This window comes from Mycobacterium sp. GA-0227b (assembly GCF_001499855.1).
Lineage (GTDB): Bacteria > Actinomycetota > Actinomycetes > Mycobacteriales > Mycobacteriaceae > Mycobacterium.
The window spans coordinates 30,483-57,199 of the sequence record NZ_LQIK01000030.1; the positions used below are offsets into that span (position 1 = coordinate 30,483).

General features: G+C 66.9%; 20 protein-coding genes, 1 tRNA gene and 1 pseudogene. 13 read left to right on the forward strand and 9 right to left on the reverse strand.

Annotation, left to right across the window (positions count from 1 at the left end; genetic code table 11):
* The first annotated feature begins 1 nt into the window (after nt 1).
* The 7 genes from iniR to AU185_RS17810 all read left to right on the forward strand — a co-directional run bounded on the left by iniR (nt 2) and on the right by AU185_RS17810 (nt 12,705).
* Nucleotides 2-2,545: an isoniazid response ATPase/transcriptional regulator IniR gene (iniR, locus tag AU185_RS17780; protein WP_059100193.1), complete on the forward strand. Its 2,544-nt coding sequence runs from the start codon at nt 2-4 to the stop codon at nt 2,543-2,545.
* Between the two features lie 106 nt (nt 2,546-2,651).
* Entirely contained in the window at nt 2,652-4,364 is a 1,713-nt protein-coding gene (locus tag AU185_RS17785; protein WP_059156991.1) for an Hsp70 family protein, read from the forward strand.
* A 138-nt stretch (nt 4,365-4,502) separates the two neighbouring features.
* Nucleotides 4,503-7,565 (forward strand): heterodisulfide reductase-related iron-sulfur binding cluster, encoded by a 3,063-nt coding sequence (locus AU185_RS17790; RefSeq protein WP_059156992.1) that lies wholly within the window; start codon nt 4,503-4,505, stop codon nt 7,563-7,565.
* A 47-nt stretch (nt 7,566-7,612) separates the two neighbouring features.
* Nucleotides 7,613-8,887, forward strand: a complete 1,275-nt coding sequence (locus AU185_RS17795) for a pyridoxal phosphate-dependent aminotransferase (protein ID WP_059100262.1) — start codon at nt 7,613-7,615, stop codon at nt 8,885-8,887.
* A 23-nt stretch (nt 8,888-8,910) separates the two neighbouring features.
* Nucleotides 8,911-10,173 (forward strand): YibE/F family protein, encoded by a 1,263-nt coding sequence (locus tag AU185_RS17800; RefSeq protein WP_059100263.1) that lies wholly within the window; start codon nt 8,911-8,913, stop codon nt 10,171-10,173.
* Nucleotides 10,174-10,177: 4 nt separating this feature from the next.
* Nucleotides 10,178-11,803 (forward strand): LuxR family transcriptional regulator, encoded by a 1,626-nt coding sequence (locus AU185_RS17805; RefSeq protein ID WP_231740350.1) that lies wholly within the window; start codon nt 10,178-10,180, stop codon nt 11,801-11,803.
* Nucleotides 11,804-11,895: 92 nt separating this feature from the next.
* Nucleotides 11,896-12,705: a class I SAM-dependent methyltransferase gene (locus AU185_RS17810; protein WP_059100265.1), complete on the forward strand. Its 810-nt coding sequence runs from the start codon at nt 11,896-11,898 to the stop codon at nt 12,703-12,705.
* A 495-nt stretch (nt 12,706-13,200) separates the two neighbouring features.
* Here AU185_RS17810 and AU185_RS17815 read toward each other — a convergent pair whose 3' ends face one another.
* The 8 genes from AU185_RS17815 to dcd form a co-directional block, all read right to left on the reverse strand.
* The gene (locus tag AU185_RS17815; protein ID WP_059100266.1) at nt 13,201-13,824 is read right to left on the reverse strand and encodes a hypothetical protein; all 624 of its coding nucleotides are present in this window, start codon (nt 13,822-13,824) and stop codon (nt 13,201-13,203) included.
* Nucleotides 13,821-14,492, reverse strand: coding sequence for a TetR/AcrR family transcriptional regulator (locus tag AU185_RS17820; RefSeq protein ID WP_059100267.1), 672 nt, complete (start codon nt 14,490-14,492; stop codon nt 13,821-13,823). The genes AU185_RS17815 and AU185_RS17820 overlap by 4 nt, the downstream gene beginning before the upstream one ends.
* Nucleotides 14,493-14,753: 261 nt before the next feature.
* A complete protein-coding gene (locus tag AU185_RS17825) occupies nt 14,754-15,497 on the reverse strand; it encodes a maleylpyruvate isomerase family mycothiol-dependent enzyme (protein ID WP_059100268.1) in 744 nt (247 codons plus the stop codon).
* Nucleotides 15,498-15,541: 44 nt separating this feature from the next.
* A complete protein-coding gene (locus tag AU185_RS17830; protein WP_059100271.1) occupies nt 15,542-16,879 on the reverse strand; it encodes a cytochrome P450 in 1,338 nt (445 codons plus the stop codon).
* A gap of 55 nt (nt 16,880-16,934) precedes the next feature.
* The gene (locus AU185_RS17835; protein WP_059100269.1) at nt 16,935-18,272 is read right to left on the reverse strand and encodes a UDP-glucose dehydrogenase family protein; all 1,338 of its coding nucleotides are present in this window, start codon (nt 18,270-18,272) and stop codon (nt 16,935-16,937) included.
* Nucleotides 18,273-18,351: 79 nt separating this feature from the next.
* Nucleotides 18,352-19,977, reverse strand: coding sequence for a DUF7159 family protein (locus tag AU185_RS17840; RefSeq protein ID WP_059156993.1), 1,626 nt, complete (start codon nt 19,975-19,977; stop codon nt 18,352-18,354).
* 223 nt (nt 19,978-20,200) lie between these two features.
* Nucleotides 20,201-21,526: an ammonium transporter gene (locus tag AU185_RS17845; RefSeq protein ID WP_059098672.1), complete on the reverse strand. Its 1,326-nt coding sequence runs from the start codon at nt 21,524-21,526 to the stop codon at nt 20,201-20,203.
* 119 nt (nt 21,527-21,645) lie between these two features.
* Entirely contained in the window at nt 21,646-22,218 is a 573-nt protein-coding gene (dcd, locus tag AU185_RS17850) for a dCTP deaminase (RefSeq protein WP_059098673.1), read from the reverse strand.
* Nucleotides 22,219-22,263: 45 nt separating this feature from the next.
* On the opposite strand from dcd, the gene AU185_RS17855 reads away from it, so the two are divergent.
* A tRNA-Gly gene (locus tag AU185_RS17855) sits at nt 22,264-22,337 on the forward strand.
* 34 nt (nt 22,338-22,371) lie between these two features.
* Here the strand turns inward: AU185_RS17855 and AU185_RS17860 are convergent.
* Nucleotides 22,372-22,591: pseudogene (locus AU185_RS17860) on the reverse strand (tyrosine-type recombinase/integrase); the annotation flags it as partial.
* A gap of 67 nt (nt 22,592-22,658) precedes the next feature.
* Here AU185_RS17860 and AU185_RS17865 point away from each other — a divergent pair.
* From AU185_RS17865 to AU185_RS25685, 5 genes are all read left to right on the forward strand, one after another.
* The gene (locus AU185_RS17865) at nt 22,659-23,009 is read left to right on the forward strand and encodes a nucleoside triphosphate pyrophosphohydrolase (protein WP_059156994.1); all 351 of its coding nucleotides are present in this window, start codon (nt 22,659-22,661) and stop codon (nt 23,007-23,009) included.
* Nucleotides 23,006-23,596 (forward strand): GIY-YIG nuclease family protein, encoded by a 591-nt coding sequence (locus tag AU185_RS17870; protein WP_231740262.1) that lies wholly within the window; start codon nt 23,006-23,008, stop codon nt 23,594-23,596. Before AU185_RS17865 ends, AU185_RS17870 begins: the two co-directional genes overlap by 4 nt.
* Nucleotides 23,597-23,948: 352 nt before the next feature.
* Nucleotides 23,949-24,416, forward strand: coding sequence for an Rv1352/Rv1906c domain-containing protein (locus tag AU185_RS25460; RefSeq protein ID WP_197413431.1), 468 nt, complete (start codon nt 23,949-23,951; stop codon nt 24,414-24,416).
* 234 nt (nt 24,417-24,650) lie between these two features.
* Nucleotides 24,651-25,916 carry a serine/threonine protein kinase gene (locus tag AU185_RS24815; RefSeq protein WP_172800401.1) on the forward strand — a complete coding sequence of 422 codons (1,266 nt, stop codon included), beginning with the start codon at nt 24,651-24,653 and terminating at the stop codon, nt 25,914-25,916.
* A 531-nt stretch (nt 25,917-26,447) separates the two neighbouring features.
* The gene (locus AU185_RS25685) at nt 26,448-26,684 is read left to right on the forward strand and encodes a hypothetical protein (RefSeq protein WP_231740263.1); all 237 of its coding nucleotides are present in this window, start codon (nt 26,448-26,450) and stop codon (nt 26,682-26,684) included.
* Nucleotides 26,685-26,717: the final 33 nt, after the last annotated feature.

Genomic DNA, 26,717 nt, shown 5'->3' on the forward strand with positions numbered 1-26,717 from the left:
CATGACCGCGTCGGACCCGCGGACCGACATCCCGCCAGCCGCGCGTGAAGCGGTCGCACGGCTGACGACAGCGCCGACCGAACCGGTCAAGCTCCTGGTGTCCGGCGGAATCGGCACAGGCAAGAGTTCGGTGCTGGCCGCGATCCGGACGGCTCTGCGGTCCGCGGGCCCGGCGGTGTTGACCCGATCCCTGCGTGCCGGCGATGACCCGGGGGCAGCCGTGGTCATCGACGACGCGCACCTGCTCGACGACCAGGAACTCGACCACCTCGCGGGCCGAGTCGCCGACCCGGCCTCGACCGTCGTCATCGGCACCGAACCACTCGTGCATCGTCGCGCACTGCGCGCGTTGACCACGGCGATCGAACGCGAGAACCCGATCGTCGCGCTGGGCCCGCTGCCGCCCGCGGAGGTGGCGCACCTCGCTGCCGAAAAGCTCGGCGGCCCACCGGCATCCGACCTCGTCCGGTCATTGCTCGTCGCGACGGCCGGCCTTCCGTTCCTGCTGCAGCCCGCGATCGCGGCCGCTGCCGCTCCGGACGGTGAGCCGCCGGCCACCGCGATCCTGCAGGCCGCGAAGTACGCGTTGATCGAGCGGCTGCGTCGCGTCGACGACGCCACGCTCGACACGCTGCTGATGACATCGCTGAGCAGAGATCTCGGTCCGGACGACGTCGCCGCCGCACTGCGGATGAGCGCCGTGGACGCCCACGCCGTGGTGGACCGTGCCCGCGCCACGGGGCTGATCGAGCCGTCCCACAGTCGCGCCTTCCTGCGGGCACTGCATCGGTGCATCGCCCAGGTCCTCGGCGCCGCGCGGCATCACGACATCGAGGTGGCGCTGCTGGTGTCCCAGCTGGAATCATCCACGCTGACAGCGGATTTGGCGCTACAGCTGGCTGAGCACGGCTTGCGCGACGACCGACTCGCCACCGCGCTGGCCGAACTCGCTTCCCGCAGCCATGGCCAACCCGCAAGGGCGGCAAGGCTTTACCGCGCCGCCGCCGACGCCGGAGCCACCACGCTGAGCTCGCAGCTGGCCGATGCGCTCGCGATGACCGGTGACTGCGCAACAGCGAGCCGGCTCACCGACGAGCTGCTCGGGTCCGAGGACGCCGCTGAACGGGCCGCCGCGGTCCGGATCGCCGCCAGCATCGCAGTCCACGACGGCAGCGCAGCGCAGGCCGCCGACCTGTTCCGCTGGCTGGGCCCCTATCCGGACGCCTTCGTCAGCGCGGCGGGCGCGGTGGTGTCGCTCGCCGCCGGCGACCTGCCCGCCGCTCGTGCGGCGCTGTCTGCGGAGACCGGCGGCCCTCCGACATCGACGGCTCGGGCCGCGCGCAGCCTCGCCGACGGGCTGCTGATGTCCTTGCAGTCGCCGTACCCCGCCGCGGTCGCCCGGCTGGGCCAGGCGATCACCGCGGACCAGCCGGCGGCGGGCGTCGCGCCGGACACCTCGGCGGCGTTGGTGACGCTCGCCGCCCTGCACGGCGGCGATCCGGTGCGGGCCCGCAGCGTGATCGCCCGCGCCGTGCGCTCGGGGCTCGAGGACGGACCCGAGGCCGCGCTCTTCGTCGCCCGCAGGCACCGGCTGCTGCTGGGCTGGGTGCGCATGCTGGACGGCCAACTATCCGCTGCGACCTCCGACGTCACGATCGTGTACGCCGACGCCGACGCGAGTTCCCCGCTGCACCGCCGTGATGCGTTGTGGGCGGCGGCGCTGCAGACCGCCATCGCCCGCCGCAGCGGCGACACGGGCGCCATGCAGAAGCACTGGTACGCAGCGGTCGAGGTGCTCGCCGAGTACTCCACGGACCTTTTCTCGCTGCTGCCGCTCGGCGAGCTGTGGGTGGCCGCCTCCCGGATCCGTCAGGTCGACCGGCTGCAGCACGCCATCGACGAGGCCTTCGCCCTGCTCGGCTCGCTCGGCGATCCGGTGTTGTGGTCCGCGCCGCTGCACTGGGCCGGCGTGCACGCCGGAATCCTGGCCAACGCGCCGGACGCGGTCGCCCCGCACGGCCAGGCGCTGACCGCCGCGGCCGGCCACAGCGCGTTCGCCAAGACGCTGGCCACCGCCGGCCGGACCTGGTTGCGGGTGCTGGCCAACCACGTCGACGTCGACGAGGTCACCGCGGCGGCCCGGCTGCTGGCGCAGGTGGGCCTGACCTGGGACGCCACCCGCCTGGCCGGTCAGGCCGCGCTGCAGAGCCCCGATGGCCGGGTGTCCGGAGCGATGCTGCAGCTCGCCCGCGACCTGAAGCAGACCGTCGCGGTCGACGAGGCACCGGGCGTCGATCACCCCGCTGCACCCGAGGCTCCGCGGGCGGGCGCCTCGCGGCCCATGTCGTCGCGGCTGTCCGACCGCGAACGCGAGGTCGCCGAGCTGTTGCTGCTCGGCATGCCCTACCGCGACATCGGCGCGCAACTGTTCATCTCGGCGAAGACCGTCGAGCACCATGTCGCGCGGATCCGGCGGCGCCTCGGCGCCGAATCCCGCTCGGAGATGCTGTCGATGCTGCGGGCGATGCTGGCGCCGCAGACCTGAGTCCCTAACGCGCCGCCATCCCCTAACCGAAATCCCCTAACCGGAGCTTTCGACGATGGGTCTCACACCGGATTCGTCGCTCCGGCCAGCGCAATAGCGTCATGCCATGTTCAACGACCAGGCAAGTCCCACCGCACCGCTGGGCCTGTCGGTCGGCGCGACCAACCTCGCCGCGACGCGCGACGGGCATGCCGCGGCGATTCGGCCGTCCGAGGTGACTCTGCACGGGCAGCGGCTCACCGGTTTCGTCGACCGCGTCGGCGATCCCGTGCCGCTCGTCGCACCCGACGGTTCCGCGCACCGTCCCGAGCAGTTGCTCGCCGAGGCGCTGCGCGCGCTCGCGCCCGCTGATGGCGCGGCGGACTTGACGGTGGCCGTCCCTGCGCACTGGCGGCCGTCGGTCGCCGACACCCTGCGCCGTGCCCTTCACGACGAGGTGCCGGTGGTCTCCGACGCGACCGCCGCGTTGACGGCGCTGAACGCGGACCCCGGCCTACCGTCTCGCGGCGTGGTGGTGCTCTGCGACTTCGGCGGTAGCGGCACCAGCATCACGCTCGTCAACGCATCGTCGAACCACGCGGTGGTCGGCGAGACCGTCCGCTTCGCCGACTTCTCCGGCGACCTCGTCGATCAGGCGCTGCTGACGCATGTGATGGCCTCGATCACCACCGACGCCGATCCGTCGGGGACGGCCATGGTGAGTTCACTGGCTCGGCTGCGCGACGAATGCCGCGACGCCAAGGAACGGCTGTCGGCGCAGACTGCGACCGCCGTCGCCGTCGACCTGCCCGGACACCACGCCGAGATTCGCGTCACCCGTACCGAGCTCGACCGGCTCATTGCCGGACCGCTGACGAATTTCCTTGCTGCACTTGACGATACGCTCGAACGCTACGGGGTGCCGACGGCGGCCGTTTCGGCCGTGGCGACGATCGGCGGCGGCGCACGCGTTCCGCTGATCACCCAGCGGCTGTCCGCACACCTGCGGGCGCCGGTGGTGACCACCGCGCAACCACAGCTGACCGCCGCGGCGGGCGCAGCGCTGACGGCCCAGCGCAGCGGGGTCGTGGAAAGCGCGACGACGCTGTTCGACGCCGAGGCACCGTCGAGCACGTTCGGCGCGCTGGCCTGGTCGCAGGACGACCAGGATGACCAGAACGATGCGGAACTGCCCGTGCACCTCACCGACTCCCCGGCCGACTTCCGGCCCGACCTTCACTTTCAGCAGGAGGACTGGCAGGACGACGAATCGGCGGCGCCGCGGCGGTCACCGCTCATCCTGTTCGGCCTCGCCGCGGCGGCCGCGGTGGTCACCACGGCCTTGTTCGGCGTCATGCAACTGCGTGACGACACCGCCACCCCGGTCGAGGCGGCGACCACGGTTGCGCCGCCCCACGCGCCTGCGGCGCCGGCTCCGACTCCTACGCCGCCCGCGCCGCAGGCTCCGCACGCCACCACCGTCGTGGTCCAACCCGCGCAGCGATCCACCCCGCCCCAGCGGCACACTCCCCGCCACGCCCCGGCGACGCAGGCGCCGACGCCGGTCACCACGCCCCCGCCGGTCACGTCCCCACCGGCCACCACGCCACCGACGACTCCACCAACCACCGCGCCGCCCACCACGGCCCCGCCGACGACGACACCGCCTTCAACAGCTCCGCCCGAGCCGCCTCCGGCATCCGAACCCCCGCCCATCGACCCGGGTCCGGGCGACGGCGGAGCGGACGGCGGATCGACGCCCGAGAACCCCGCACCGAGCGACGAGGGAACCGGCGACGACCCCGCGCCCGTCACACCGGAACCGGGCGACGGCGCGTAGTTAGGTCAACCTTCGTAGCGGCGCATCCCCGCAAGGTGCAACTATGAGCCCCGGGCTTGAGCAGGCCCTGAGCTAAAGTTACCGACGGGTAACATGCATTAAGTTACTCTTGGGTAACTTAGAAACGGGAGGCGCGCGGTGGACACCCAGATGCTGATCAGACTCGTCGTCGGCCTCGGGCTGACGGCACTCGTACTGGTCTTCGCCGCGAAACGCGTGCTCTGGCTGACGAATCTGATCCGTTCCGGGGCGCCGACCAGCCCGGAGAACAACCGCAAAGACAACCTCGCCACGCGGATCACCACGCAGATCAAAGAGGTGTTCGGGCAAACCCGGCTCTTGAAGTGGTCGATCCCCGGCATCGCGCACTTCTTCACGATGTGGGGCTTCTTCATCCTCGCGTCGGTCTATCTCGAGGCGTACGGGCTGCTCTTCGACCACGACTTCCACATCCCGTTCATCGGCCGCTGGGACGCGCTGGGATTCCTGCAGGACTTCTTCGCCGTCGCCGTGCTGGTCGGCATCATCATCTTCGCGATCATCCGGTTGCGCACCGAGCCCAAGGAACACGGGCGCGACTCACGCTTCTACGGATCGCACACCGGCGGCGCCTGGCTGATCCTGTTCATGATCTTCAACGTCATCTGGACCTACGCCCTGGTGCGTGGCGCCGCGGTGAACACCGATGCCCTGCCGTACGGCAACGGCGCGTTCTTCTCGCAGTTCATGGGTTGGGTGCTGAACCCGCTGGGCCACACCGCCAACGAGTGGATAGAGACCATCGCGCTGCTGCTGCACATCGCGGTGATGCTGGTGTTCCTGCTGATCGTGCTGCACTCCAAGCACCTGCACATCGGCCTGGCCCCGATCAACGTCACGTTCAAGCGGCTGCCCGACGGCCTGGGTCCGCTGCTTCCGGTGGAGTACGACGGGAAGCCGATCGACTTCGAGGATCCGCCCGAGGATGCCGTGCTGGGCCGCGGCAAGATCGAGGACTTCACGTGGAAGGCCTACCTCGACATGACCACGTGCACCGAGTGCGGCCGCTGCCAGTCGCAGTGCCCGGCGTGGAACACCGGCAAGCCGCTGTCGCCCAAGCTCGTGATCATGAACCTGCGCGATCACCTGTTCGCCAAGGCGCCCTATGTCCTCGGCGACAAGGAGTCGCCGCTCGAGAACACCCCCGAGGGCGGTCTCGGCGAGGAAGTTCGCGGCGAGAAGCACTCCGAGGAGCATTCGCACGACCACGTTCCCGAGTCCGGCTTCGAGCGGATCATGGGTTCGGGGCCCGAGCAGGCCACCCGCCCGCTGGTCGGCACCGAGGAACAGGGCGGCGTCATCGATCCCGACGTGCTGTGGTCCTGTACGACCTGCGGGGCGTGCGTCGAGCAGTGCCCGGTCGACATCGAGCACATAGACCACATCGTCGACATGCGGCGCTACCAGGTGATGATGGAGTCGGAGTTCCCCGGAGAGCTCGGCGTGCTGTTCAAGAACCTGGAGACCAAGGGCAACCCGTGGGGCCAGAACGCCAAGGACCGCACGAACTGGATCGACGAGGTCGATTTCGACGTGCCGGTGTACGGCAAGGACGTCGAGTCGTTCGACGGCTACGAATACCTGTTCTGGGTGGGGTGTGCCGGCGCGTACGAGGACCGCGCGAAGAAGACCACCAAGGCCGTCGCCGAGCTGCTCGCCGCCGCGGGCGTGAAGTACCTGGTGCTCGGCGAGGGGGAAACCTGCAACGGCGACTCGGCCCGCCGCTCGGGCAACGAGTTCCTGTTCCAGCAGCTGGCCGCGCAGAACGTCGAGACGCTCAACGATCTCTTCGAGGGCGTCGAGCGGGTGGACCGCAAGATCGTGGTCACCTGCCCGCACTGCTTCAACACCCTGGGTCGCGAATACCCGCAGCTCGGCGGGAACTTCACGGTGCTGCACCACACGCAGCTGTTGAACCGGCTGGTCCGCGACAAGAAGCTGATTCCGGTCACCCCTGCCGACGGCGGGATGGACATCACCTATCACGACCCGTGCTACCTGGGCCGGCACAACAAGGAGTACTCGGCGCCGCGTGAGCTGATCGGCGCGTCGGGCGCGAAGCTGACCGAGATGCCCCGGCACGCCGATCGTGGCCTGTGCTGCGGTGCGGGCGGCGCGAGGATGTGGATGGAAGAGCACATCGGCAAGCGCGTCAACGTGGAACGCACCGAAGAGGCCATGGACACCGCCTCGACGATCGCGACCGGCTGCCCGTTCTGCCGCGTGATGATCACCGACGGTGTCGACGACGTCGCCGCCTCCCGCAACGTGGAGAAGGCCGAGGTGCTCGACGTCGCTCAGCTGCTGCTGGGCTCCCTCGACAAGACCGCGATCACGCTGCCCGAAAAGGGCACGGCGGCCAAGGAGGCCGAGGAACGCGCCGCCGAGCTGGCCGCGCGGGCGCCGGCGGTCGAGGAGGCGCCGGCCGAGGCGGAGGCCACGCCGGAGCCCGCCGCGCAGACCGCGACCGAATCACCGGCTCAGCCGGCGGGGTCCAAGCCGGTCACCGGCCTCGGTATCGCGGGCGGCGCCAAGCGGCCCGGGGCGAAGAAGGCCGCCGCCGCCGCGGAAAAGCCGGCCGCTGACAAGCCCGCTGCCGCAGCGGCACCCGCGAAGGGGCTCGGTATCGCGGCCGGGGCCAAGCGTCCCGGCGCCAACAAGGCCGCACCGGCCGCTCAGGCCGCTCAGGCACCGGCCGCTGAGGCGCCCGAGGCAACGGCCAAGCCGGAGCCCGAGGTGAAGGGCCTGGGCATCGCAGCGGGCGCCAAGAGGCCGGGCGCCAAGAAGGCCGCCAAGACCCCCAACGCGGGCGAAGCGACCGTCACCCAGCCGCCGAACGTCGACCCGGACAAGGCGGTGCCGGGCGCCAAGACCGATACCGCGGACTCGGACCGAGGTTTGGACGGCAAGCCCGAGCCCGAGGTCAAGGGCCTGGGCATCGCGCCGGGTGCCCGCCGGCCGGGCGCCAAGAAGGCAGCCCCGGCAGCGCAGCCGCCTGCTGCCCCGAAACCCACTGCGGCACAAGAGGAGTCGGCGACCGATGGCGAAACCGCCGCTGCCGCTGAGCCTTCCGTCGCTGATGACAACGAAGACAAGCCGGCGCCGCCACCGGTGAAGGGTCTCGGAATCGCCAAGGGCGCACGCCCGCCGGGCAAGCGCTGACGCCATTTGAGCAGCTTTTTCGTTAATCGCTGGACAGCAGTGAGACTATGGAGGGCGTGACCACGCACCAGGTGCCGATCCATGCCACGGGGCACAGCCCGCGGCATCGCACGTTCACGCAGTCTTCCAAGCTGCAGGACGTTCTCTACGAGATCCGCGGTCCGGTGCACGAGCACGCTTCGCGCCTCGAGGCCGAGGGCCACCGCATCCTCAAGCTCAACATCGGCAACCCGGCGCCATTCGGGTTCGAGGCGCCCGATGTGATCATGCGCGACATCATCCAGGCGCTGCCGTATGCGCAGGGGTACTCCGACTCCAAGGGAATCATGCCGGCCCGGCGCGCGGTGTTCACCCGCTACGAACTCGTGGAGGGGTTCCCGAAATTCGACGTCGACGACGTCTATCTCGGCAACGGCGCTTCGGAGCTGATCCAAATGACGCTGCAGGCGCTTTTGGACAACGGCGACCAGGTGTTGATCCCGGCGCCGGACTATCCGCTGTGGACCGCCTGCACCTCGTTGGCCGGTGGCACCCCGGTGCACTACCTGTGCGACGAGACGCAGGGCTGGATGCCCGACATCGCCGACCTGGAATCCAAGATCACCGACCGCACGAAGGCGATCGTCGTGATCAATCCGAACAACCCGACTGGCGCGGTATACCGCCGCGAAACCCTCGAGCAGATCGCTGAATTGGCGCGTGAGCACCAACTGCTGCTGCTCGCCGACGAGATCTACGACAAGATCCTCTACGACGACGCCGAGCACATCGCGATGGCGTCGGTGGCCCCCGATGTGCTGACGCTGACCTTCAACGGGCTGTCGAAGGCCTACCGGGTGGCCGGGTATCGGTCCGGATGGCTGGTGATCACCGGGCCGAAGGAGAACGCCGGCAGCTTCATCGAGGGCATCAGCCTGCTCGCGAACATGCGCTTGTGCCCGAATGTGCCTGCGCAGCACGCGATTCAGGTCGCCCTCGGCGGACATCAGAGCATCGAGGACCTGGTGTTGCCGGGCGGCCGGCTGCGCGAGCAGCGCGACGTGGCCTGGCAGATGCTCAACGAGATTCCCGGCGTGTCCTGCGTGAAACCCCAAGGCGCGCTTTACGCATTCCCGCGCCTGGACCCCGAGGTCTACGACATCGTCGACGACGAGCAGCTGGTTCTGGATCTGCTGCTGCAAGAGAAGATCCTCGTCACACAGGGCACCGGTTTCAACTGGCCGACACCGGATCACCTGCGCATCGTGACGCTGCCGTGGGCCCGTGATCTGGCCAACGCCATCGAGCGGCTGGGTAACTTCCTCGTCAGCTACCGGCAGTAGCGGCCTTCTCTACGCTGTAGTCCGTGACGCACTCGCACGGACACTCGCATTCCCTGCAGGGTCCAGCGCCGCTCGGGCCCATCGCAGCGAAGGTCGTCGTCGGCCTGTTGATCGCGATCGGGTTGGCCGTCTTGGTCGGCGCCACCTGGCTGTGGCCAAGCCAGCAGAAGACCGACATCCCGCTGCCGTTCCAGAACGCCGAAGGCGGAGCGGTCACCACCGAGGCCGGCCACGTGGTGTCCAGCAGCGCAGCCGTCTGCGGCGGGCCGTCCGTGGGAGCGGTGCTGACGACCGAACCGGTACCGGCGGAGGGCGGCAACGCCAATTGCGTGCACTCGCTCATCGCGATCGACTCCGGCCCGAACCGGGGTGCCCACACCCTGCTGCAGTTCAGCGGCGGGCCGGGGCAGCCCCAACTCGCGGTCGGTGACCAGATCCGGATCACCCGCCAGGTCGACCCGACCGGTACGACGACCTACTCGTTCTACGACTACGAACGGGCGTGGCCGTTGACCGGGCTGGCCGCGGCGTTCGCGGTGGTGGTTGTCGCGGTCGCCGGATGGCGCGGGTTGCGTGCGCTCGTCGGCATCCTCGTCGCGTTCGCGGTGCTCGTCGTGTTCATGCTGCCGGCCCTACGGGACGGAGCCGCCGCCATTCCCGTCGCATTGGTGGCATCGGCGCTGATCCTTTACGCGGTGATCTACCTTGCACACGGCGTGAGTTTGCGCACCAGCGCGGCACTGCTGGGCACACTGACATCCCTGCTCCTCGCAGCGGTATTATCTTGGGCCGCAATAGAATTTGCTCACCTCACCGGCCTGTCCGAGGAGGAGAACAATGCGGTCGCGACTTACCTCGGCAATGTGTCGATCACCGGGCTGCTGCTGGCCGGATTCATCATCGGGTCACTGGGCGTACTCAACGACGTCACGGTCACGCAGGCATCCACCGTGTTCGAGCTTGCCCAACTCGAGGGGGCCACGCGGCGGGCGATCTTCGTGGGTGCCATGCGGGTGGGCCGCGACCACATCGCGAGCACGGTCTACACCCTGGTGCTGGCCTATGCGGGCAGTGCGCTGCCGTTGCTGCTGCTGTTCAGCGTCGCCAACCGGGCCCTCGGCGACGTGCTCACCGGCGAGAGTGTGGCCATCGAGATCGCCCGCTCGGCGGTCGGCGGTATCGCGTTGGCATTGTCGGTTCCGCTGACGACGGGTATCGCCGCGGTGCTGGCGACGCCTACCGGCCGACGATCGGCACCTGTGTCGCCTCACAATGCGCCAGACTGAGATGATGGCGGCCACCGACAGGGCGCAGGACGCCTTTGAACACCGGGCGTGGCCCGAGGTCTACGACACCCTGATCCAGGCCAGCGCGCAAGGCGATCTCGATGCGAACGATCTCGAACGCCTCGCCATTGCCACCTACCTGCTGGGAAGGGACGAGGAAAGTACTCGAGCCTGGGAACAGGCCTACTCCGCGCACTTGGCGCGCGACGACCCCGGCCGCGCCGCAGAGTGCGGGTTCTGGCTGGCGCTCACACAGCTGCTTGCAGGCAACGGCGCACGCGGCGGCGGATGGCTCGCGCGGGTAGGCCGGCTCGTGGAGGACCGCGAGCTGGATTGCGCCGCCCGCGGTTACCTACTCGTATCCGCGGGCCTTCAGTTGTGGACGAGTGGGGACTCGGCCGAATCGTTTGCGATGTTCGCCGAGGCCGGCAGGATCGCGGCACGGTTCGCCGACCCGGACCTGGCGGCCCTCGCTCGGTTGGGGCAAGGTCAGGCGTCGGTCACCGGCGGTGAGACCGCGCGGGGTGTGGCGCTGCTCGACGAAGCGATGGTGAGCGTCACCGCGGGCGAAGTGTCGCCCATCCCGGCCGGCATCGTCTACTGCGCCGTCATCGAGACGTGTATGGGCGCGTTCGACCTGCGGCGAGCAACCGAGTGGACCGTGGCACTGAGCGAGTGGTGTGACGCCCAGCCCGGCCTCGTCCCCTACCGCGGCCAATGCCTCGTGCATCGCGCGCAGATTTTGCAGATCCACGGCGAGTGGTCCGAGGCGACGACCGCGGCCCGTCAGGCCTGCGAACACCTGTCACACCCGACGCCACACCCTACTTTCGGGCTGGCCGCCTACCAGCAAGCGGAGCTGCACCGGCTGCGCGGGGAGTTCGACGACGCTGAGGCCGCATACCGGCAGGCCCACCAATCTGGACGAGAGCCGTTGCCCGGCTTGGCCTTACTCCGAATGGCCGAGGGAAAACTCGACGCAGCGACGACCGCCATCCGCCGCGCGGTGGACGAAAGCTCAGATCCCTTCGGCCGGCCGGCCGCATTGGCGGCTCACGTCGAGATCATGCTCACGAGCGGCGACGTCGCAGCAGCGCGGACGAGCACCGACGAACTCTCCGGGCTCGCCGAAACCATCGACGCTCCGTTCCTGCGCGCGGTCGCCGCTCACGCCGACGGGTCGACGCTGCTGGCCGAGGGCGACGCCGCTGGGGCGCTTGCCGCCTTGCACCGCGCATCGGCCGGGTGGCGGGACCTGGCAATGCCTTACGAAGCCGCTCGAACTCGAGTCCAGTGCGGGCTGGCGTGCCGGGCGCTTGGCGACTTCGACTCCGCAGCAATGGAATTCGACGCGGCACGTGACGGCTTTGACCGGCTCGGCGCCAAGCCAGACATGCGACGCTTGGCCGAACTCGTCGGGAGTCCGCAGGGGCCGAAGGGCATGCTGACCGCACGCGAATGCGAGGTGTTACGGCTTGTCGCCGCCGGCAAGACCAACCGAGAGATCGGCGCGAGCCTCGTGCTCAGCGAGCACACCGTCGCGCGCCATCTGCAGAACATCTTCACGAAGCTCGGCTTGTCGTCCCGGTCGGCGGCCACCGCCTACGCCTACGAGCAACACCTCGTCTGAGGGACGAGTGGTCAGAACTGACCACGGGTATCGCAGCGAAATGGTCGATTTGGTCGACGCGGCGAGAGCGTTGCCGTTCATACCGTCTCACCATGACTCAACAAGTTGATTACCGTGACCTCCGGCGAACCGAAGCCGAAAATTACGCGGCCAATTTCGTCCCGCTCATTCCCGCGCCGTTGGCCGAGGATCTCATCGAGGCGGCCGCACCCGAGTCGGGTGAATATGTCGTCGACATCGCGTGCGGAACCGGCGTCGTCACCCGTCTGGCCGCCGAGCGGGTGGGACCCACCGGGAAAGTCGTCGGAGTGGATCTCACCCCTGAAATGCTGGAGGTTGCCCGCGCAAGCGCCGCACCGTCCGGTGCCGTAATCGAGTGGCGGCAGGGAAGCGCCGAAGCTCTCCCGCTTGCCGATGAGTCCTACGACTTGGCGTCGTGTCAGCTCGGGCTGATGTTCTTTCCCGACCGAGCCGCGGCAGTGAGCGAGATGTGGCGGGTGCTGTCGCCGGGTGGCCGCGTCGCCGTCAACGTGCCGGGAGCGATGCCGGGACTGTTCGAGATCATGGCTGATGCTCTTGGCCGCCACATCAATCCTGATCTCCCCGGTTTCCTACGGGCGGTCTTCTCAGTGAGCGAAACTGAACTTCGCCAGCTGTTGGACGGCGCTCACTTCCAAGACGTGACCGTCAAGACCGTGACGAAGACGTTGCGACTCCCGCCACCGGCCGAATTCCTTTGGCAATACCTCGAAGTCACACCTATAGCGGGCCTCGTCTTAGGGGCGGATGACCGCCACCGACGAAGACTCGAAGACGACGTCGTCACGCGCTGGCAAGACTTCGTCCACGACGACGAACTGGTTCTCGAGCTGTCAGTCGCTATAGCCACGGCGCGAAAGTAGCTGGCAACTCATGACATTCCTAGCAACCCCTGGCGCCGCCGCGGTACTAGCGTCCACGCTCACCTTGGGAATCACAACAAGCACACTCGAAGGCCCCGCCACTGCATGCGCCAAACGCACGGGGCTCGATTGGGACCGTTATGAAGTGTGCGTACGCACCGCTTATCCGTAACGTCTCACGTGGATTGCGTTGTTTAAACTGATCTTTGCGTCAGTGTCATGTGTAAGACGTTGCCCTAAAACGGGTCTCGTGGCCTACATTTAACCGGCGATCAGGCTTCGTGCGTGGACGGCTGCCCTGCGCCGGTTCCTGGCGGGCTTGGCCAGCCGATTCTCAGCCCAGGTGCGCGGTAAGCAGGAGGGCCGGCAGAGACTTTCGACCGTTGGGTTCATCCCTGAGGTCGCGCATCGCGAACAGGTTCTCGATGCCCTCGGGAAAGACGGCGTGGATGGTTCGGTGTCGGCGCCTGCGGCGATCGGGGGGACCCTGTTATTTCAGGGTCGCTGACCGGACGCGGAGACCATGTTGCCCCCATGATCGGAAGCCACCCGATGGCCTTCGCTGCGTGAAGTCCACAGTCGGTAGATCAGGACCGGGCCGATGATCCAGTAAGCGAGTGACGTCCAGAAGCCGGGGAACCCCAGGTCACCGGTGATAAAGCAGTACAACGTGTGGCTGATGGCGTTGCCCATGACGCCCATGACCGCGAAGAACCAGACGATCAGCATGGGCACACGGCGCGGCAGCCTCAGGTACATGGCCAAGCCGGCGAGGGCGAAAACTGCGTAGCTCGCCATGTTGCCCCAGACGAAGAACTCGGTGGACATGCTGCGGGCACCGAAGATGTCCTCGGGCCAGCGTCGGTAGAACCCTCCCTGGAATTCGTCGGCGAAGTGCAGAAACTGCCAGGCCAGCGCGATGAGGTAGATCGGGAGTATGCGAGCGGGGTCGGCGGCGTGCCGGGCCGTGCTTGCCAGGTGGCAGCAGTAGGCGATGACCATGCACGGGATGAAGGTCCACCACATCGTCACCGGGGAGGGGTGGAGGTTGAATCCGATGATCGCGGCGCAAGCCGCCACTGTGGCGGCGATGAATTCTTTGGAGTACGTGGAGATCATTGCGTGGTACTCCGTTCCGTGGTGTCGGTGATCGTGCAGGCGAGGAAGTAGTCGAGGTGCTCGGCGGCCATCTGCCGCGCGCGGTCAACTTCGTCGGGACGCGAGTTGTGGCCGAGATACAGGAAGCGGATCACGTTGAGGGGGGCAATGAGCTCCCAAACAATCTGTCGCGCGGGCAAATCGGTGCGGAGCTGTCCGGCTTCCTGCCACCGGGCGAACACCGGAGTAAGGGCCCCGCGTGCCGCTTCGATCGCTCCGGCTACGTGGATGGCCGTCGACGCGCGGCTCTCTTCGCGAAGCAGAACCGCGGAGAACATCCGAATGTCGGGCTGGCTCCAGTAGGCCAGCAGCCGATCGACCGCGGCAGAAATGGCCACCCGCGGCCCGGCCTCGACCGCATCGGACGCATCGAAGCCCAGCAATTCGGGCGTTGGTGGCCCCATCGATTCGATGAGCCGGTTCAAGATCGCCTGCTTGCTGGGGAAGTGCGAATACAGCGCGGCGTCGGTTACCCCTACAGCGGCGGCGATCTGGCGCACCGATGTGCCGGCGAAACCCTGCTCGGCGAACAACCGAAGCGCAGCCGCCAAGATCCGCTCGCCCGTCGGTTCCGCATCGGAAGCCGGCGGTCGTCCGATCCTGCGGCGGCTTACCTGAGCCATGTCCATAAACTAAGTTAGTGCTAGTTTAGTTGTCAAGCACACCGTTTCGCAGCGTGTGAGTGTGCGCAAAATGCGGCCGCTTACTCTCCTGACTAACGCATCTGCAGCAGCCACTGAACTAGTCGCGAATCTCGTTGTGAGTCAGGAGAAACCTGAGATGACACTTAACCAATCGGCGTTAAAGCCTTCAGTTTCAATGCGATTCTGCTTGCAACAGCCGCTAGCGCTTTAGCGTGTCAAATTGGTCATGGCCGAGAAGGTACGCCGTCAGAACGACGTCCGCTCCAGCCACCGGTCCCACACCGCGGCATCACCCAGCACTTCGACGCCGAGATCACCGGCCGCTCGCCGGCGGGTGATGGCCAGCAGCAGGTCCGTGGCGGGGCCACGCAGAGCGGCGTCGGCCTTGGTGTGGTTGTGCGACCACCAGACACCTTCCTCGTCGTGGACGATGGTCCACTCACCGGTCGGCCCGAGACCGTCGTCGGTCGCGTGCATGTGAATGCTGCGGCCGCGGTCGAGCGCGGGTTGCGTCGTATTGCTCGCCATCAACTCGACCCATTCGCTGATCGCGTCGGCGGCGAGGTCGGGCGGCGGGTCGTACTCGACGCCGAGGGACAGCGCCGCGTCCGCATGGTGAACTGTGACCTCATGCAACCGTCGACGGATCCACCAGCCCGCCGGGCGGGGACCGCGAAACGTCCACACCCGAGTGGCGGGGCCGACCCGCTCGACCGCGTCGACGATCAGCCGCGCCCCCTGGTTGAGCCAGTCGGTCGCGCCGTCGGGGTCGTCGGGTGGCCTGCCGTCGCGGACGTCGCGCGGATCGAGCGCAGCCATCCGTCGTTCGGCGATGATCTGTGCCGCCCAACGGTTTCCGCGGCCGACGTGGCGGAACAGTTGCTTGAGCGTCCAGCCGGGGCAGGTCGGCACGGGCGTTGACGGGTCTGCACTGCGGATCAGTTTCCCGAAGGCCCGGGTCTGGTCGAGCAGCGCGGCTCGGAAATCCACGCTCCGAACGTACTCAATACTCGATGCGGAAACCGCCGATCGCGTCAGGACGGCGCACCAATACGTGCGCGAGCTGTGCCCAGCGCGATCGGCAGCGATGCCCATCCACGCAGCACCCGGGTCTCGCGCCTGCTGCCGGCACCGGCCAACCGAGCGTCGGGGAACCGCTCGAAGAACGTGCGCAGTCCGACCTCGCCCTCGGCGCGCGCCAGCGCCGCTCCCAGGCAGAAGTGCCTGCCGCCGGAGAACGACAGATGCCTGCCGGCGTTCTCGCGTTCGAGGTTGAAGCGATGCGGGTCGTCGAACACGTTCGGGTCGCGGTTGGCGCCCGCGATGTAGAGGATCACGCCCTTGCCGGTCCGGACCCGCGTGCCCGCGATCTCGGTGTCCTTCTTCGCCACCCGCGCGGTGAGCTGCACCGGGGGGTCGAGGCGCAAGATCTCCTCGACGGCGGTGGGCCACAATTCCGGACGCTCCGACAGCGTGTCCAGATGCCGCGGATGGTCGAGTAGCATCCGAATTCCGTTGCCCAGCAGATTGACCGTCGTTTCGAAACCGGCCGCGAGGACCAGACCCGCGGTGGCCATCAGCTCCTGCTGGTTGAGCCGGGCACCTTCGTCGGACGCCGCGATCAGCTGGCTCATCAGGTCGTCGCCCGGATGGCGGCGCAGCTCTTCGAGGTGCTCGGAGAGCCAGTCGTTGAAGCCTTCGACACCCCGGTAGACGTTGCGGTACTGCGCCCAGGTCAGGCCGATGTCGAGGCTCGGCGCACCGAGCTCGCCGAACTCCAGGATGCGGGGTCTGGCCTCGTCGGGAACACCGAGGATGTCGCCGATCACGGCGACCGGCAGCTGCGAGCAGTACCGATCGACCACATCGACGGTTCCGGCACCGGCGAGGCCGTCGAGCAGCGAATCGGCGGTGGCCTGCACCCGGTCCTTCAGTGTGGCAACGGCTCTGGTGGTGAACACCGAGGACACCAGTTTGCGGTAGCGGGTGTGCTCGGGCGGTTCCACCGACAGCATCGACGGCGGTTCCAGCGGATACAGCAGCCCGGTCTTGGTGTGGTTCGCGACCCATTGCAAGGGTTTGGGCAGGTTCGACCCGATCGGCAGGACGTGGTAGTCGTCGGACCGCAGCAGATCGCTGGCGATCGCGTGGTCGACGGTGATGTGCATGACGCGGCCCTTGACCATCGGCCCTCGCGCGCGCAGTTCCTCGGTGAACGCCACCGGGTCGACGCGCACGGCCGGGTCCGCGATCAGCCTGCCTTGCACGTCGCCGCGAAGGGCGAGCAGTTTCGAGGCGCCACGCACGAACCCGTGTACGGCCAGCCACCGAATCCGGTGGCGGATGGGTCCGGCCCGCCGAGCGTGACGAATCGGTTCCACGTGGCCTCCCTTGACCCGATTGGCGGTTCGGTCAGGTGGCCCCAGCCTACCGAGCGGGCAAGCTCGCACCCCTGCCGAGGCAGTGCACCTGCCAGCCGGCTTGCGTCCACCGGCCGACGTCGAGGCAATTGCGGCCGTCGACAATCACTTTCGCGTGCACGACGCCGGCCAGGTCGGCGGGGTCCAGCTCGACGAACTCGCGCCATTCGGTGAGCACAAGCACGGCGTCGGCGCGTGCGCAGGCTTCGGTGACAGACGTCGCATAGGTCAGCGTCGGAAACACCCGCCTGGAGTTTTCCATCGCCTTCGGGTCGTACACGCTGACCGTGGCGCCGTTGAGTTGCAGCATGCCCGCGACGTTGAGCGCGGGTGAGTCGCGCACGTCGTCGGACTCGGGCTTGAACGCGGCGCCGAGCACGGCGATGTTCGCGCCGAGCAGCGAACCGCCGCAGGCGGCGGTCGTCAGTTCGACCATCCGGGTGCGCCGACGCATGTTGATGCTGTCCACCTCGCGCAGGAACGTCAGTGCGTGGTTGGCGCCCAGTTCGCCGGCACGCGCCATGAACGCGCGGATGTCCTTGGGCAGGCAACCTCCGCCGAAACCCAGGCCGGCGTTCAAGAACCGGCGACCGATCCGCGAGTCGTAGCCCAGCGCGTCGGCGAGAAGCGTGACGTCGGCGTCGACGGCCTCGCAGACCTCGGAGATCGCGTTGATGAACGAGATCTTGGTGGCCAGGAAAGCGTTTGCGGACACCTTGGCCAACTCGGCGGTCTGCAGGTCGGTGACCAGAAGTGGCACCTGCTGCGCCAGCAGCGGCGCGTACAACTCGCGGATCGCCGGCTCGGCCGACGTCGAGTTCCGTTGCACCCCAAGGACGATGCGGTCGGGGTGCAGGGTGTCGTATACGGCGAAGCCCTCGCGAAGGAACTCCGGGTTCCAGGCGATCTCGACGTCGACCCCGGCCGGCGCGAGTGCGCGCGCCCGGTCGCCGAGTTCGGCGGCGGTGCCCACCGGCACCGTTGACTTGCCGACGATGACGGCCGACCGTCGCAGCCGCGGCACCAGCGTGTCGATCACCGCCTGCACGTGGCGCAGGTCGGCGCCGTACTCGCCCTTCTTCTGCGGCGTGCCGACACCGAGGAAGTGCACGTCGGCGAATTCGGCCGCGGCGTCGTAGTCGGTGGTGAACGTCAGCCGACCAGCTGTGAGATTGTCCCGCAACATGTTTCGCAGGCCCGGCTCGTAGAACGGAATCTCTCCGGATGCGAGCTTGGCGACCTTGCCCGCATCGACGTCGACGCCGATCACCTTGTGGCCCAACTCGGCCATGCCGGCCGCGTGGGTGGCTCCGAGATAACCCGTGCCGAAGACGGTGCACCGCATACGGCCTTGATATGCGGCCGGTGTGAGCTAACCGCGACGCGACACTGAGCGGCAGGCCAACGTCAGGTTACGAGTGTGTCTATCCGCAGAAGATCAGGAAGCAGTTCGACCCGCCACCACCGGACGAGCCGCCCGAGCGTCGGGGCCCGTCGTCACCGGATCCGCTGCCGGGGTACCGCCCGGAGCCGCTGCCGGAGTTACCGCCGGACCCGGACCCGGGGTAGTTGCCCGAACCGGGATAGCCGCCGGACCCGTTGCCGGACCCGTTCTGCCACGGCGGCGTCTCGAGGTCGGGCCACTCCGGCTCTTCCGGTTCGTCCTGCCACGGCGGGGTCCACGGCGGCGACTTCGGCGGAGTCCACGTCGGCCGCGGCGACCACGGCGGACTCCACGGGTTCTGGGGCCGCGGGTAAAGGTAGGGCGGCGCCACCGCCGGCGGCACGTACGCCGGAACTGGTGCGGGCGCCACCGGGGCCGGGGCCGGCGGGGGTGCGGCCGGAGCGGGCGGCGGAGCCGCCGGCGCGGGAGCGGGGGCGGGCGCTTGCGGTGCCGGGGCAGGCGCCTCGACGTAGACGGTCCGCGGCGACTGCGGCGCGGGCTGCTCCTGGACCACGGGTACCGGCGCCTTGATGGTCTCAGCCGGCGGCGGTGGCGCCTGGACCGGCTGCGCCTGCTCCACCGGCGGAGGCGGCGGCGCGGGCGCGACGGAACTGGGCACGATAGCGCTCTGGCCGGGACTGGGTCGCTGGTCGGCGGTCGGGCGGATGCTGACGGCCAGCGAGATCACCAGCGCCACAACGCCGACGACGAAGATCGACGTCAAAGCGCTGCCGACGAGCAGGAACGGCTTGCGGTCGTCGTTGGAGGCGGGTGACAGGTCGGTTTGCGGCTCGTCGGTGTCGAGGTAGGCGCCATCACCCCCGGCGGGGGCGAGCTGCGTCTGGGCGCCAGCCAGCCCGGCATACACCGAGCCCGCTGTGGTGCCGTCGGGGTCCTGCGAGTAGGCGAGTCCGACCGTCGAGGCTTCGAACGCGGGCGCGTTGGCCGCCGCCAGCGCGGCGCCGCGGGCCAACGCCATCTCGGGCTCGTCGGGGGCATGAACCGGCAGGCTCACCAGGTTCGCGAGGTGGCTCTTCACCGAGCTGATGTCGACGCCCGAACCGACGACGAACATGCCCTGCGGACGCGTGTCCTGGGCGTCGACGGCGGCGGCCATGTCGGCGAGCACGGCCATCGCGTCGTGGCTGTGCAGGGTGCGGCCCAGCACCTTGACCACCGACCCGTCGTCGGTCTGCACGACCGAGAGCGTGGCGGTGTCGCGGTCGATGAACAACAGCGCGGTGGTGTCGTAGCCGACCGCCCGGCCGACGGCCTGCGCGAGCGCGGCAGCGGCGTGGCCGTCGGAGACGAGCATGACGTCGTCGATGCCGCGGGCGGCCAGCAGGTCGCGCAGTTGCGCCGCCTCGGCGTGGTCGCTCCACGTGACGCCGATGGCCTTGAGTTCGTGGCCGCCGGCCTCGGCGCTCTCCTTGGTGCCGAGCACCGCATCCACCACCTGGGCGGCCGCGCCCGACGTTGCCGAACCCTCACTTTCGCTCACATCGAAGACGTCGTGATCGACGGTCGCCCCGTCGGCTTTCTCGCCTTCGACCAGCACGATGCGGACCGTCGCAGGTGTCATCGACACACCCAGTACGATGTCCACTGCCCCTCCATGAGTATTTGCTACGTTGCCTGGATCGTCGACCGGTGTCTCGTTCCGCACAAGCCGCCGACTAGTGCGTTATCGTCCTGAGCAGCGCGGGCGTTACACCCGAACCCGCATTTGCTAGGGACGATCAGCCACGGCCGGCGTGTGGACGGCACGGGTACGGCCGACTCCGGTATCTAGACCCTACTCGTGTCAACGACCGAAAGCGCCCGGCGGTTCAACTCTCTTCGGCGGTTTCCGCCGGCTGTGGTGTTCCGGGTGTTTCGAGGGCCCCGAGTCCACCCAACCCAGGGCGCCTCGTCGGCACATGGCCGTGCACACCCTCCGCGTAGGCGGTCTCGGCGTGCTGGGTGAAGTCGACCCCGGTGGTCTCGTCCTCGGGGCTGACCCGGAAGCCCATCCCCCGGTCGATCATCTTGGCGATCACGTAAGAGGCGGTGAACGCATAGGCGGCGACGACCACGACCGCCAGTGACTGCTTGCCGAGTTGGGTCAGTCCGCCGCCGTAGAACAGGCCCGACGGACCGGCGGTCATCACCTCGGTGGCGATCAGGCCGATCAGCAGCACACCGACGACCCCGCCGACGAAGTGCACGCCGACCACGTCGAGCGAGTCGTCATAACCCCACCGGAACTTCAGCCCCACCGCGAACGAGCAGACCACTCCGGCGGCAGCGCCGACGATGAACGCGCCGAGCGTGTTGACCGTCCCGCACGATGGTGTGATCGCTACCAGGCCGGCGACCACACCCGAGGCGGCGCCGAACGTGGTCGGCTTGCCGTCGCGGAGCCGCTCGACGGTGATCCAGCCGAGCATGCCGAGGCAGCCGGCCACCAGCGTGTTGAGGAACACCGCGGCCGCGGTGCCGTTGGCGGCCAGCGCCGACCCGGCGTTGAACCCGAACCAGCCGAACCACAGCAGCCCGGCACCGAGCAACACGAACGGCAGGTTGTGCGGGCGCATGGCGTCCTTCTTGAAGCCGATCCGCGGGCCGAGCACCAGGGCGAGCGCCAAAGCGGAAGCGCCAGAGACGATTTCGACGACAAGGCCGCCGGCATAGTCGAGCACGCCGAACTCGAAGAGCCAGCCGCCGGGCCCCCACACCCAGTGCGCGACGACGGCGTACACCGCGACCGTCCACACCGGAACGAACACCATCCAGGCCGCGAACCGGGCCCGGTCGGCGATCGCCCCGCTGATGAGCGCGGCGGTGACGATCGCGAAGGTGAGCTGGAACGTCGCGAACAGCAGTTCGGGAACTTCGCCGCGCAGCGTGGTCGGATCGATGCCGAGCATCCCGAAGTGGGTCAGGTTGCCGATCAACCCGCCGCCGGCGTCGTCGGAGAACGCCACGCTGTAGCCGGCGAGAAACCACGCGACCGTGCACAACGGGATCGAGATGAAGCACATCATGATCATGTTGAGCACGCCGGTGGTGCGGACCATGCCGCCGTAGAAGATCGCCAGACCAGGCGTCATCAACAGCACCATCGCCGTCGCCGCCAGCAGCCAGGCCGTCGCGGCCGGATCGATCGCGTCCATGGGGCTCCTCCCGGTCGGGGACGAGCATGTCGGCTTCAGATTTCGGTCGCGGGGCGCGCGTGTTTCCGGATTGTTTCGTGTTTCTGTGCGGTTACCGCGTGCTCACCATGCGTCGACGTTCAGCTGGACTTGATGAAGTTCTGATACGACCGCGACGGTGTCGGGCCCCGCTGGCCCTGGTACTTCGACCCGGCCTTGGCGCTGCCGTAGGGATGCTCGGCAGGGCTGGTCAGTCGCAGCAGGCACAGCTGGCCGATCTTCATGCCCGGCCACAGCGTGATCGGGAGGTTGGCGACGTTGGACAGCTCGAGCGTGATGTGGCCGGAGAACCCAGGGTCGATGAAGCCCGCGGTGGAATGCGTCAGCAGCCCGAGGCGGCCCAGCGAGGACTTTCCTTCCAGCCGGCCGGCCAAGTCGTCGGGCAGCGTGCACAGCTCCAGCGTCGAGCCCAGCACGAACTCGCCGGGATGCAGCACGAACGGCTCGCCGGGTTCGGGTTGCACCAGGCTGGTGAGCTCGTCCTGCTGCTTGGCCGGATCGATGTGGGTGTAGCGCGTGTTGTTGAAGACGCGGAACAAGCTGTCGAGGCGGACGTCGATGCTCGACGGCTGGACCAGAGTGTCGTCGAACGGGTCGAGACTCAGTCGCTCGGCGGCGATCTCGGCGCGGATGTCGCGGTCGGAGAGCAGCACCCGACGAGCGTAGCCGCTCGGATGCTAGCCTTCGTGCTCAAACCAGCCGGTGTAGTTCAATGGCAGAACATCAGCTTCCCAAGCTGAGAACGCGGGTTCGATTCCCGTCACCGGCTCCACTGCAGCGGCGCAAACGTCGTTCGAACTGTTCGATCAGATCACGCCAGTGTCACGCAATGTCACAACGCGGTTCAAAGTCGCGCCAGCAGCTTTGAGCGCATCGTCCTGCGAATGGGCATAGAGCTTCATAGTGGGGCTTGCGTCCTTATGCTCGATCCAGGCGGCGATCACTGCGGCAGGGACCCCGTTCAGATGCATCAGGGTTGCGCAGGTGTGCCTCGCAGCGTGGAGCCTTGATGTGCCGGACATTAGCGCCCATCAAGATCGCCTGTCGCCAGGCCGTTCGGGCCTTCGGTTCACTGCGGTAAAACTGCTGCAACATGGACAACAGTATGGCGACTCACTCCGACACTACGGGCAAATTGATTCGAGATGGCGTTTCGGCCATCATCGCAACATCCGGGCGCACAGCCGAGGTAAAGACGCTCGACGACAACGCTTATCGTGCTGCTCTCTGGGAGAAGTTGGACGAGGAAACTGCGGAACTCCGACGCGCCAGCAACCCGACCGCTGTATTGGAAGAAGCCGCTGACGTTCTGGAAGCACTTATCGGCATCGCTGAGGCACGCGGATACACACTCGACGATCTTCTACGCACCGCCGCGAAGAAGCGAGCGGAACGTGGAGGGTTCTGCGGCAGGCTGTGGCTAAGAACAGGGGGAACAATGTGAACATCATCGAGCCCGGGACATTGATGAGTCCGCGATACTACACACGCGACGAAGTGCTGGTCCGTCCCTGCCCTGTCCCCAAAGCTCCGGGCGTCTACGGGTGGTGGTTCCGTCGCATACCGGGCGCGATAGATACCACCAATTGCGAGACGCGGGACGGGTTGACGCTGTTGTACACCGGTATCAGCCCGTCGCGTCCACCAACGAACGGCAAACCCCCAAGCAGCCAGAGCCTCTTTCACCGCATTCGCTACCACTACACCGGCAATGCGGAGGGCTCCACGCTTCGCAAGACTCTCGGCGTGTTGTTGGCAGACGAACTCGGAGTCCAGCTGCGCCGAGTCGGGTCGGGAACGCGACGAACGTTCGGCCCCGCAGGAGAGGCCGCACTGAGCCAATGGATGGCCGACAACGCTCTGGTTTCATGGGTGGTACGTGAGGAGCCTTGGGTTTTGGAAGAGGAACTCATCGCCAACCTTGACCTGCCCCTGAACCTTCAAGGGAACGCCCACAAATACTTCTATCCGACGCTGAGGCGTATCCGTGCTGAGGCGGAACAGTTAGCGCGGACCCTCCCGGTCGTGTAACCGGATAGGCCTCTGGTTGCAGATCTGCGAGGCCATAACTGAGTGGGGGTACACACTTGGCGTCAGCGACATCCGACTCGAACGGCTCGCGCGCCCTCTCTCTCCGCGCATGTGCCCCATGAGTCGATGCGCATTGCCGAGCCGGTCGTGGTCCACTGCGGGATGAAGCGTGCCCCCTTGCTCGCCCGAGTAGCCGACGCTCAACCGATGGAGCTTGCAAAGCTTGGAAGGAAACCGTCTACGACACGGGAGTAGCCAGTATGGCTAAACCTCTTTCATGCGACACAATTTCGCCGCGAGAGGGATAGCTGGCTGTTACAGTTAGCCTCCCTATTCACAACGAGAGAACACCATGCCACCCTGCTTAGAACGCATCGTCGTCGTCGCGGCATTTTCTGGAATCGCGTTAACCGCATGTTCCAGCCAAGCTGCACCAGCGCCTGTCACTTCCACGGTCACCACGACAATCAAGGCCAGTGACGCAGAACAGGCTCGCCTCAACCAGCAGAAGGCCGAATTGGATCGGCGCGAGCAGGAGCTTGATGCCCGCGAGTCGGCCGTCTCTCAACAGGAGCAGTTACAAGAACTGAGCAGAATCACCGGGGACGGGACCTATCTCGTCAACAAGGAAGTCATGCCAGGTACTTATCGCAACAGCGGCGCGTCGGGATGCTATTGGGAGCGACTCAGCGGCTTGTCAGGAACTGGTTCGGACATCATCGCGAACGATAACGCGAGCGGCCCCGCTGTAGTGACCATTGAGGCGTCTGACGTGGCATTTTCCACGAAACGCTGCGGCGTATGGGAAAAGATCGGATAGGTCGAGGACGGCGAAAGCCTCGGATGGAAGCTGCCCGTCTGAACGCTCCTAGAGGAGAGTGCGTCCGCAGTCCGTCCGCAGCAGCACCGATTCACTCCCAATCTCGCCAACAGCTTCAACGACGTGATCAGCAGATATTCAGCTGAGCCAACGATGTCAATAGCATCAAACACCCAGGTTGACTCGTTCGCATCGAGTGTGTCGGACCTGTCTGGCCGCACTAGCCTTACTTACATGCCCCCAAAACCATGGGAAGCACGCTGGCAGCGCGAGCAAGGGCCATCATTCCGCGGTGGCCAGGGCACCTCATTCGTTGCTAGATCGCGAGAGGATGGGACAAGGGCATTCATCAAAACGCTTCACCACCACCGCGAGAAGGAGCGGAAGGCGCGGGCACGATTTCGACGAGAAGCGGCGGCTTACGAAACGCTCGCGGGGCTGGGACCTCCAGCGCTTTTCGACGATAACGCTGACACATGGGCTGACCTGGGAGAACCGATGTACATGGCGTTGGAATACATCGCGGGTCCGAATCTCGCCGCTTTCATCGGCGCTAACGGACCGGTCGGCCTGGACGCAGCAACGGAGTGCATCCGCGAACTATGTGCCGTCCTACACAACTGCCACCAGAACAACGTCACTCATCGAGATGTGAAGCCAGCTAACGTCGTTCTACGCGACGGTGAGGTCACGCAACCGGTGTTGGTCGATTTCGGGCTGTCGTTCAACGACGAGTCTGAGGACGACCTCACGCAAGTAGGCGAAGAGATCGGCAACCGGTTTCTCCGCCTTCCAGAACATGCCTTCGGCGGCCGAGGAGCAGGTAGCGATGTCACTCAAATTGCCGGAGTATTCCTGTTCCTTCTGACGGGGCGCGAGCCGCGAGTTCTGATAGATCAGGCTGGCCTGATGCCCCACCAACGCCCCGGTGCGGCCGACTCGCTCACGGAAGGTCTTACAGACCGGCAACGCCTCAGAATCCTCCGTGTCTTCGACAGGGCCTTCACGCCGGAACTCACCGCTCGATTCACGACGGCACAAGAACTCGTCGCTCAGATAGATAGGGCTATGGCTACCGATTCAGAGAACGATGACGATTTTGACCGGCTGATGGCGCAGATGGACGATTTCGCGCAGAGCCGAAATCTACAGGCGCTTGGTGCTCGACGGGAGAAGCTAGAACATTTTCTCCGGTCAATGGATCACGTCCTGCTGAACTTCGCAACGTCGAAGGGGTTGCTGCGGGGGCAGGCCAACTGGGCGTCGACCGCCACGGCCGAAGACGAATGGGCCACCGTCAACCTGTCCATGACGACCGACAGTGACCAGCCGCGACACTGGACGGCCTACCGCATTGAACCTCGCGGACCCAGCGAGTATGTCGTGCTAGTCGACGGTGAAGAAGTGTGGCGAGGACACGAATGGGACCAGGCGCTTAGCGATGCCGTAGTAGGCGCGGCGGTCAAGACGTTCTTGGCCAATCGGCAAGACGATATATAGCTTCTCGGTACGCGATTGGGTACGTTTTGTAGGTAGAACGGTCTTGGATTGACGCTAACGAAAACCGTGTTCCACCCCTGTTCAACAGTACTTTCCGTAAGAGACCATAAATGCACGTAAGCAGCCGTACGTCGACTTGGCTAGGTTCGGGACGAAGAGGTCGTGGGTTCAAATCCCGCCACCCCGACAACATTGGCGCAGATCAGGGCCCTTTTCAGGATCAACTCTGAAAGGCTTCTTCGTCTGGTCCGCAGTCAGTCTGCAGCGGATTCGCGCACCCGTTCGAGAGGTGGCGCCCCCTGTCTTCGATTCGGTCCACCTGGCGACGGCTTCTTGAAGCGGGCTTCCCAGTTGGCCGGCGCTGGTCGGGGCCGCGGCCCGTTGCCTTTTGGAGACCAGCACCCCGGACGGCGGACACGCTGTGAACACCCCGGGTGTTCGTGATGCGACGTTGCGTAATTTGGACCGTCTCGTCCGATGAGAGCATGCTGCGGACGCGCGGCGCCGAGGTCGTCGAAACCTTAATGAGCGATGGCCCGGCGATGGCGCAATCGTGGACGGCACGCTGGGCCGCCGCAACGGGCACAGGCCTATGAGCGGGCATTCGCAACGAAGCTCGCCGACCCCGACAACGGGCATCTGACGTGGACAACGGAGGAGGCCGGAGCGTGGCGCACCGTGTCGCACGTGCAGACCGAACAACGCGTCATGAGCCTCACCGACAACGCTGGCGGCTTACATGGTGCCGCTGACCCTCGATCCGGCTGATTCAGTTGACGTCGAACGGCAGTGTCAACCCGC

Excerpts from the sequence above, each read along its gene's own strand:
- AU185_RS17815 (WP_059100266.1), bottom strand. The coding sequence starts at position 13,824 with ATGATCTCCACGTACTCCAAAGAATTCATCGCCGCCACAGTGGCGGCT.
- AU185_RS25460 (WP_197413431.1), top strand. The coding sequence starts at position 23,949 with ATGCCACCCTGCTTAGAACGCATCGTCGTCGTCGCGGCATTTTCTGGA.
- AU185_RS17785 (WP_059156991.1), top strand. The coding sequence starts at position 2,652 with ATGTTCAACGACCAGGCAAGTCCCACCGCACCGCTGGGCCTGTCGGTC.
- AU185_RS25685 (WP_231740263.1), top strand. The coding sequence starts at position 26,448 with ATGGCCCGGCGATGGCGCAATCGTGGACGGCACGCTGGGCCGCCGCAA.
- iniR (WP_059100193.1), top strand. The coding sequence starts at position 2 with ATGACCGCGTCGGACCCGCGGACCGACATCCCGCCAGCCGCGCGTGAA.
- AU185_RS17820 (WP_059100267.1), bottom strand. The coding sequence starts at position 14,492 with ATGGACATGGCTCAGGTAAGCCGCCGCAGGATCGGACGACCGCCGGCT.
- AU185_RS24815 (WP_172800401.1), top strand. The coding sequence starts at position 24,651 with ATGCCCCCAAAACCATGGGAAGCACGCTGGCAGCGCGAGCAAGGGCCA.
- AU185_RS17805 (WP_231740350.1), top strand. The coding sequence starts at position 10,178 with ATGGCGGCCACCGACAGGGCGCAGGACGCCTTTGAACACCGGGCGTGG.
- AU185_RS17795 (WP_059100262.1), top strand. The coding sequence starts at position 7,613 with ATGGAGGGCGTGACCACGCACCAGGTGCCGATCCATGCCACGGGGCAC.
- AU185_RS17835 (WP_059100269.1), bottom strand. The coding sequence starts at position 18,272 with ATGCGGTGCACCGTCTTCGGCACGGGTTATCTCGGAGCCACCCACGCG.
- AU185_RS17845 (WP_059098672.1), bottom strand. The coding sequence starts at position 21,526 with ATGGACGCGATCGATCCGGCCGCGACGGCCTGGCTGCTGGCGGCGACG.
- AU185_RS17865 (WP_059156994.1), top strand. The coding sequence starts at position 22,659 with ATGGACAACAGTATGGCGACTCACTCCGACACTACGGGCAAATTGATT.
- AU185_RS17810 (WP_059100265.1), top strand. The coding sequence starts at position 11,896 with ATGACTCAACAAGTTGATTACCGTGACCTCCGGCGAACCGAAGCCGAA.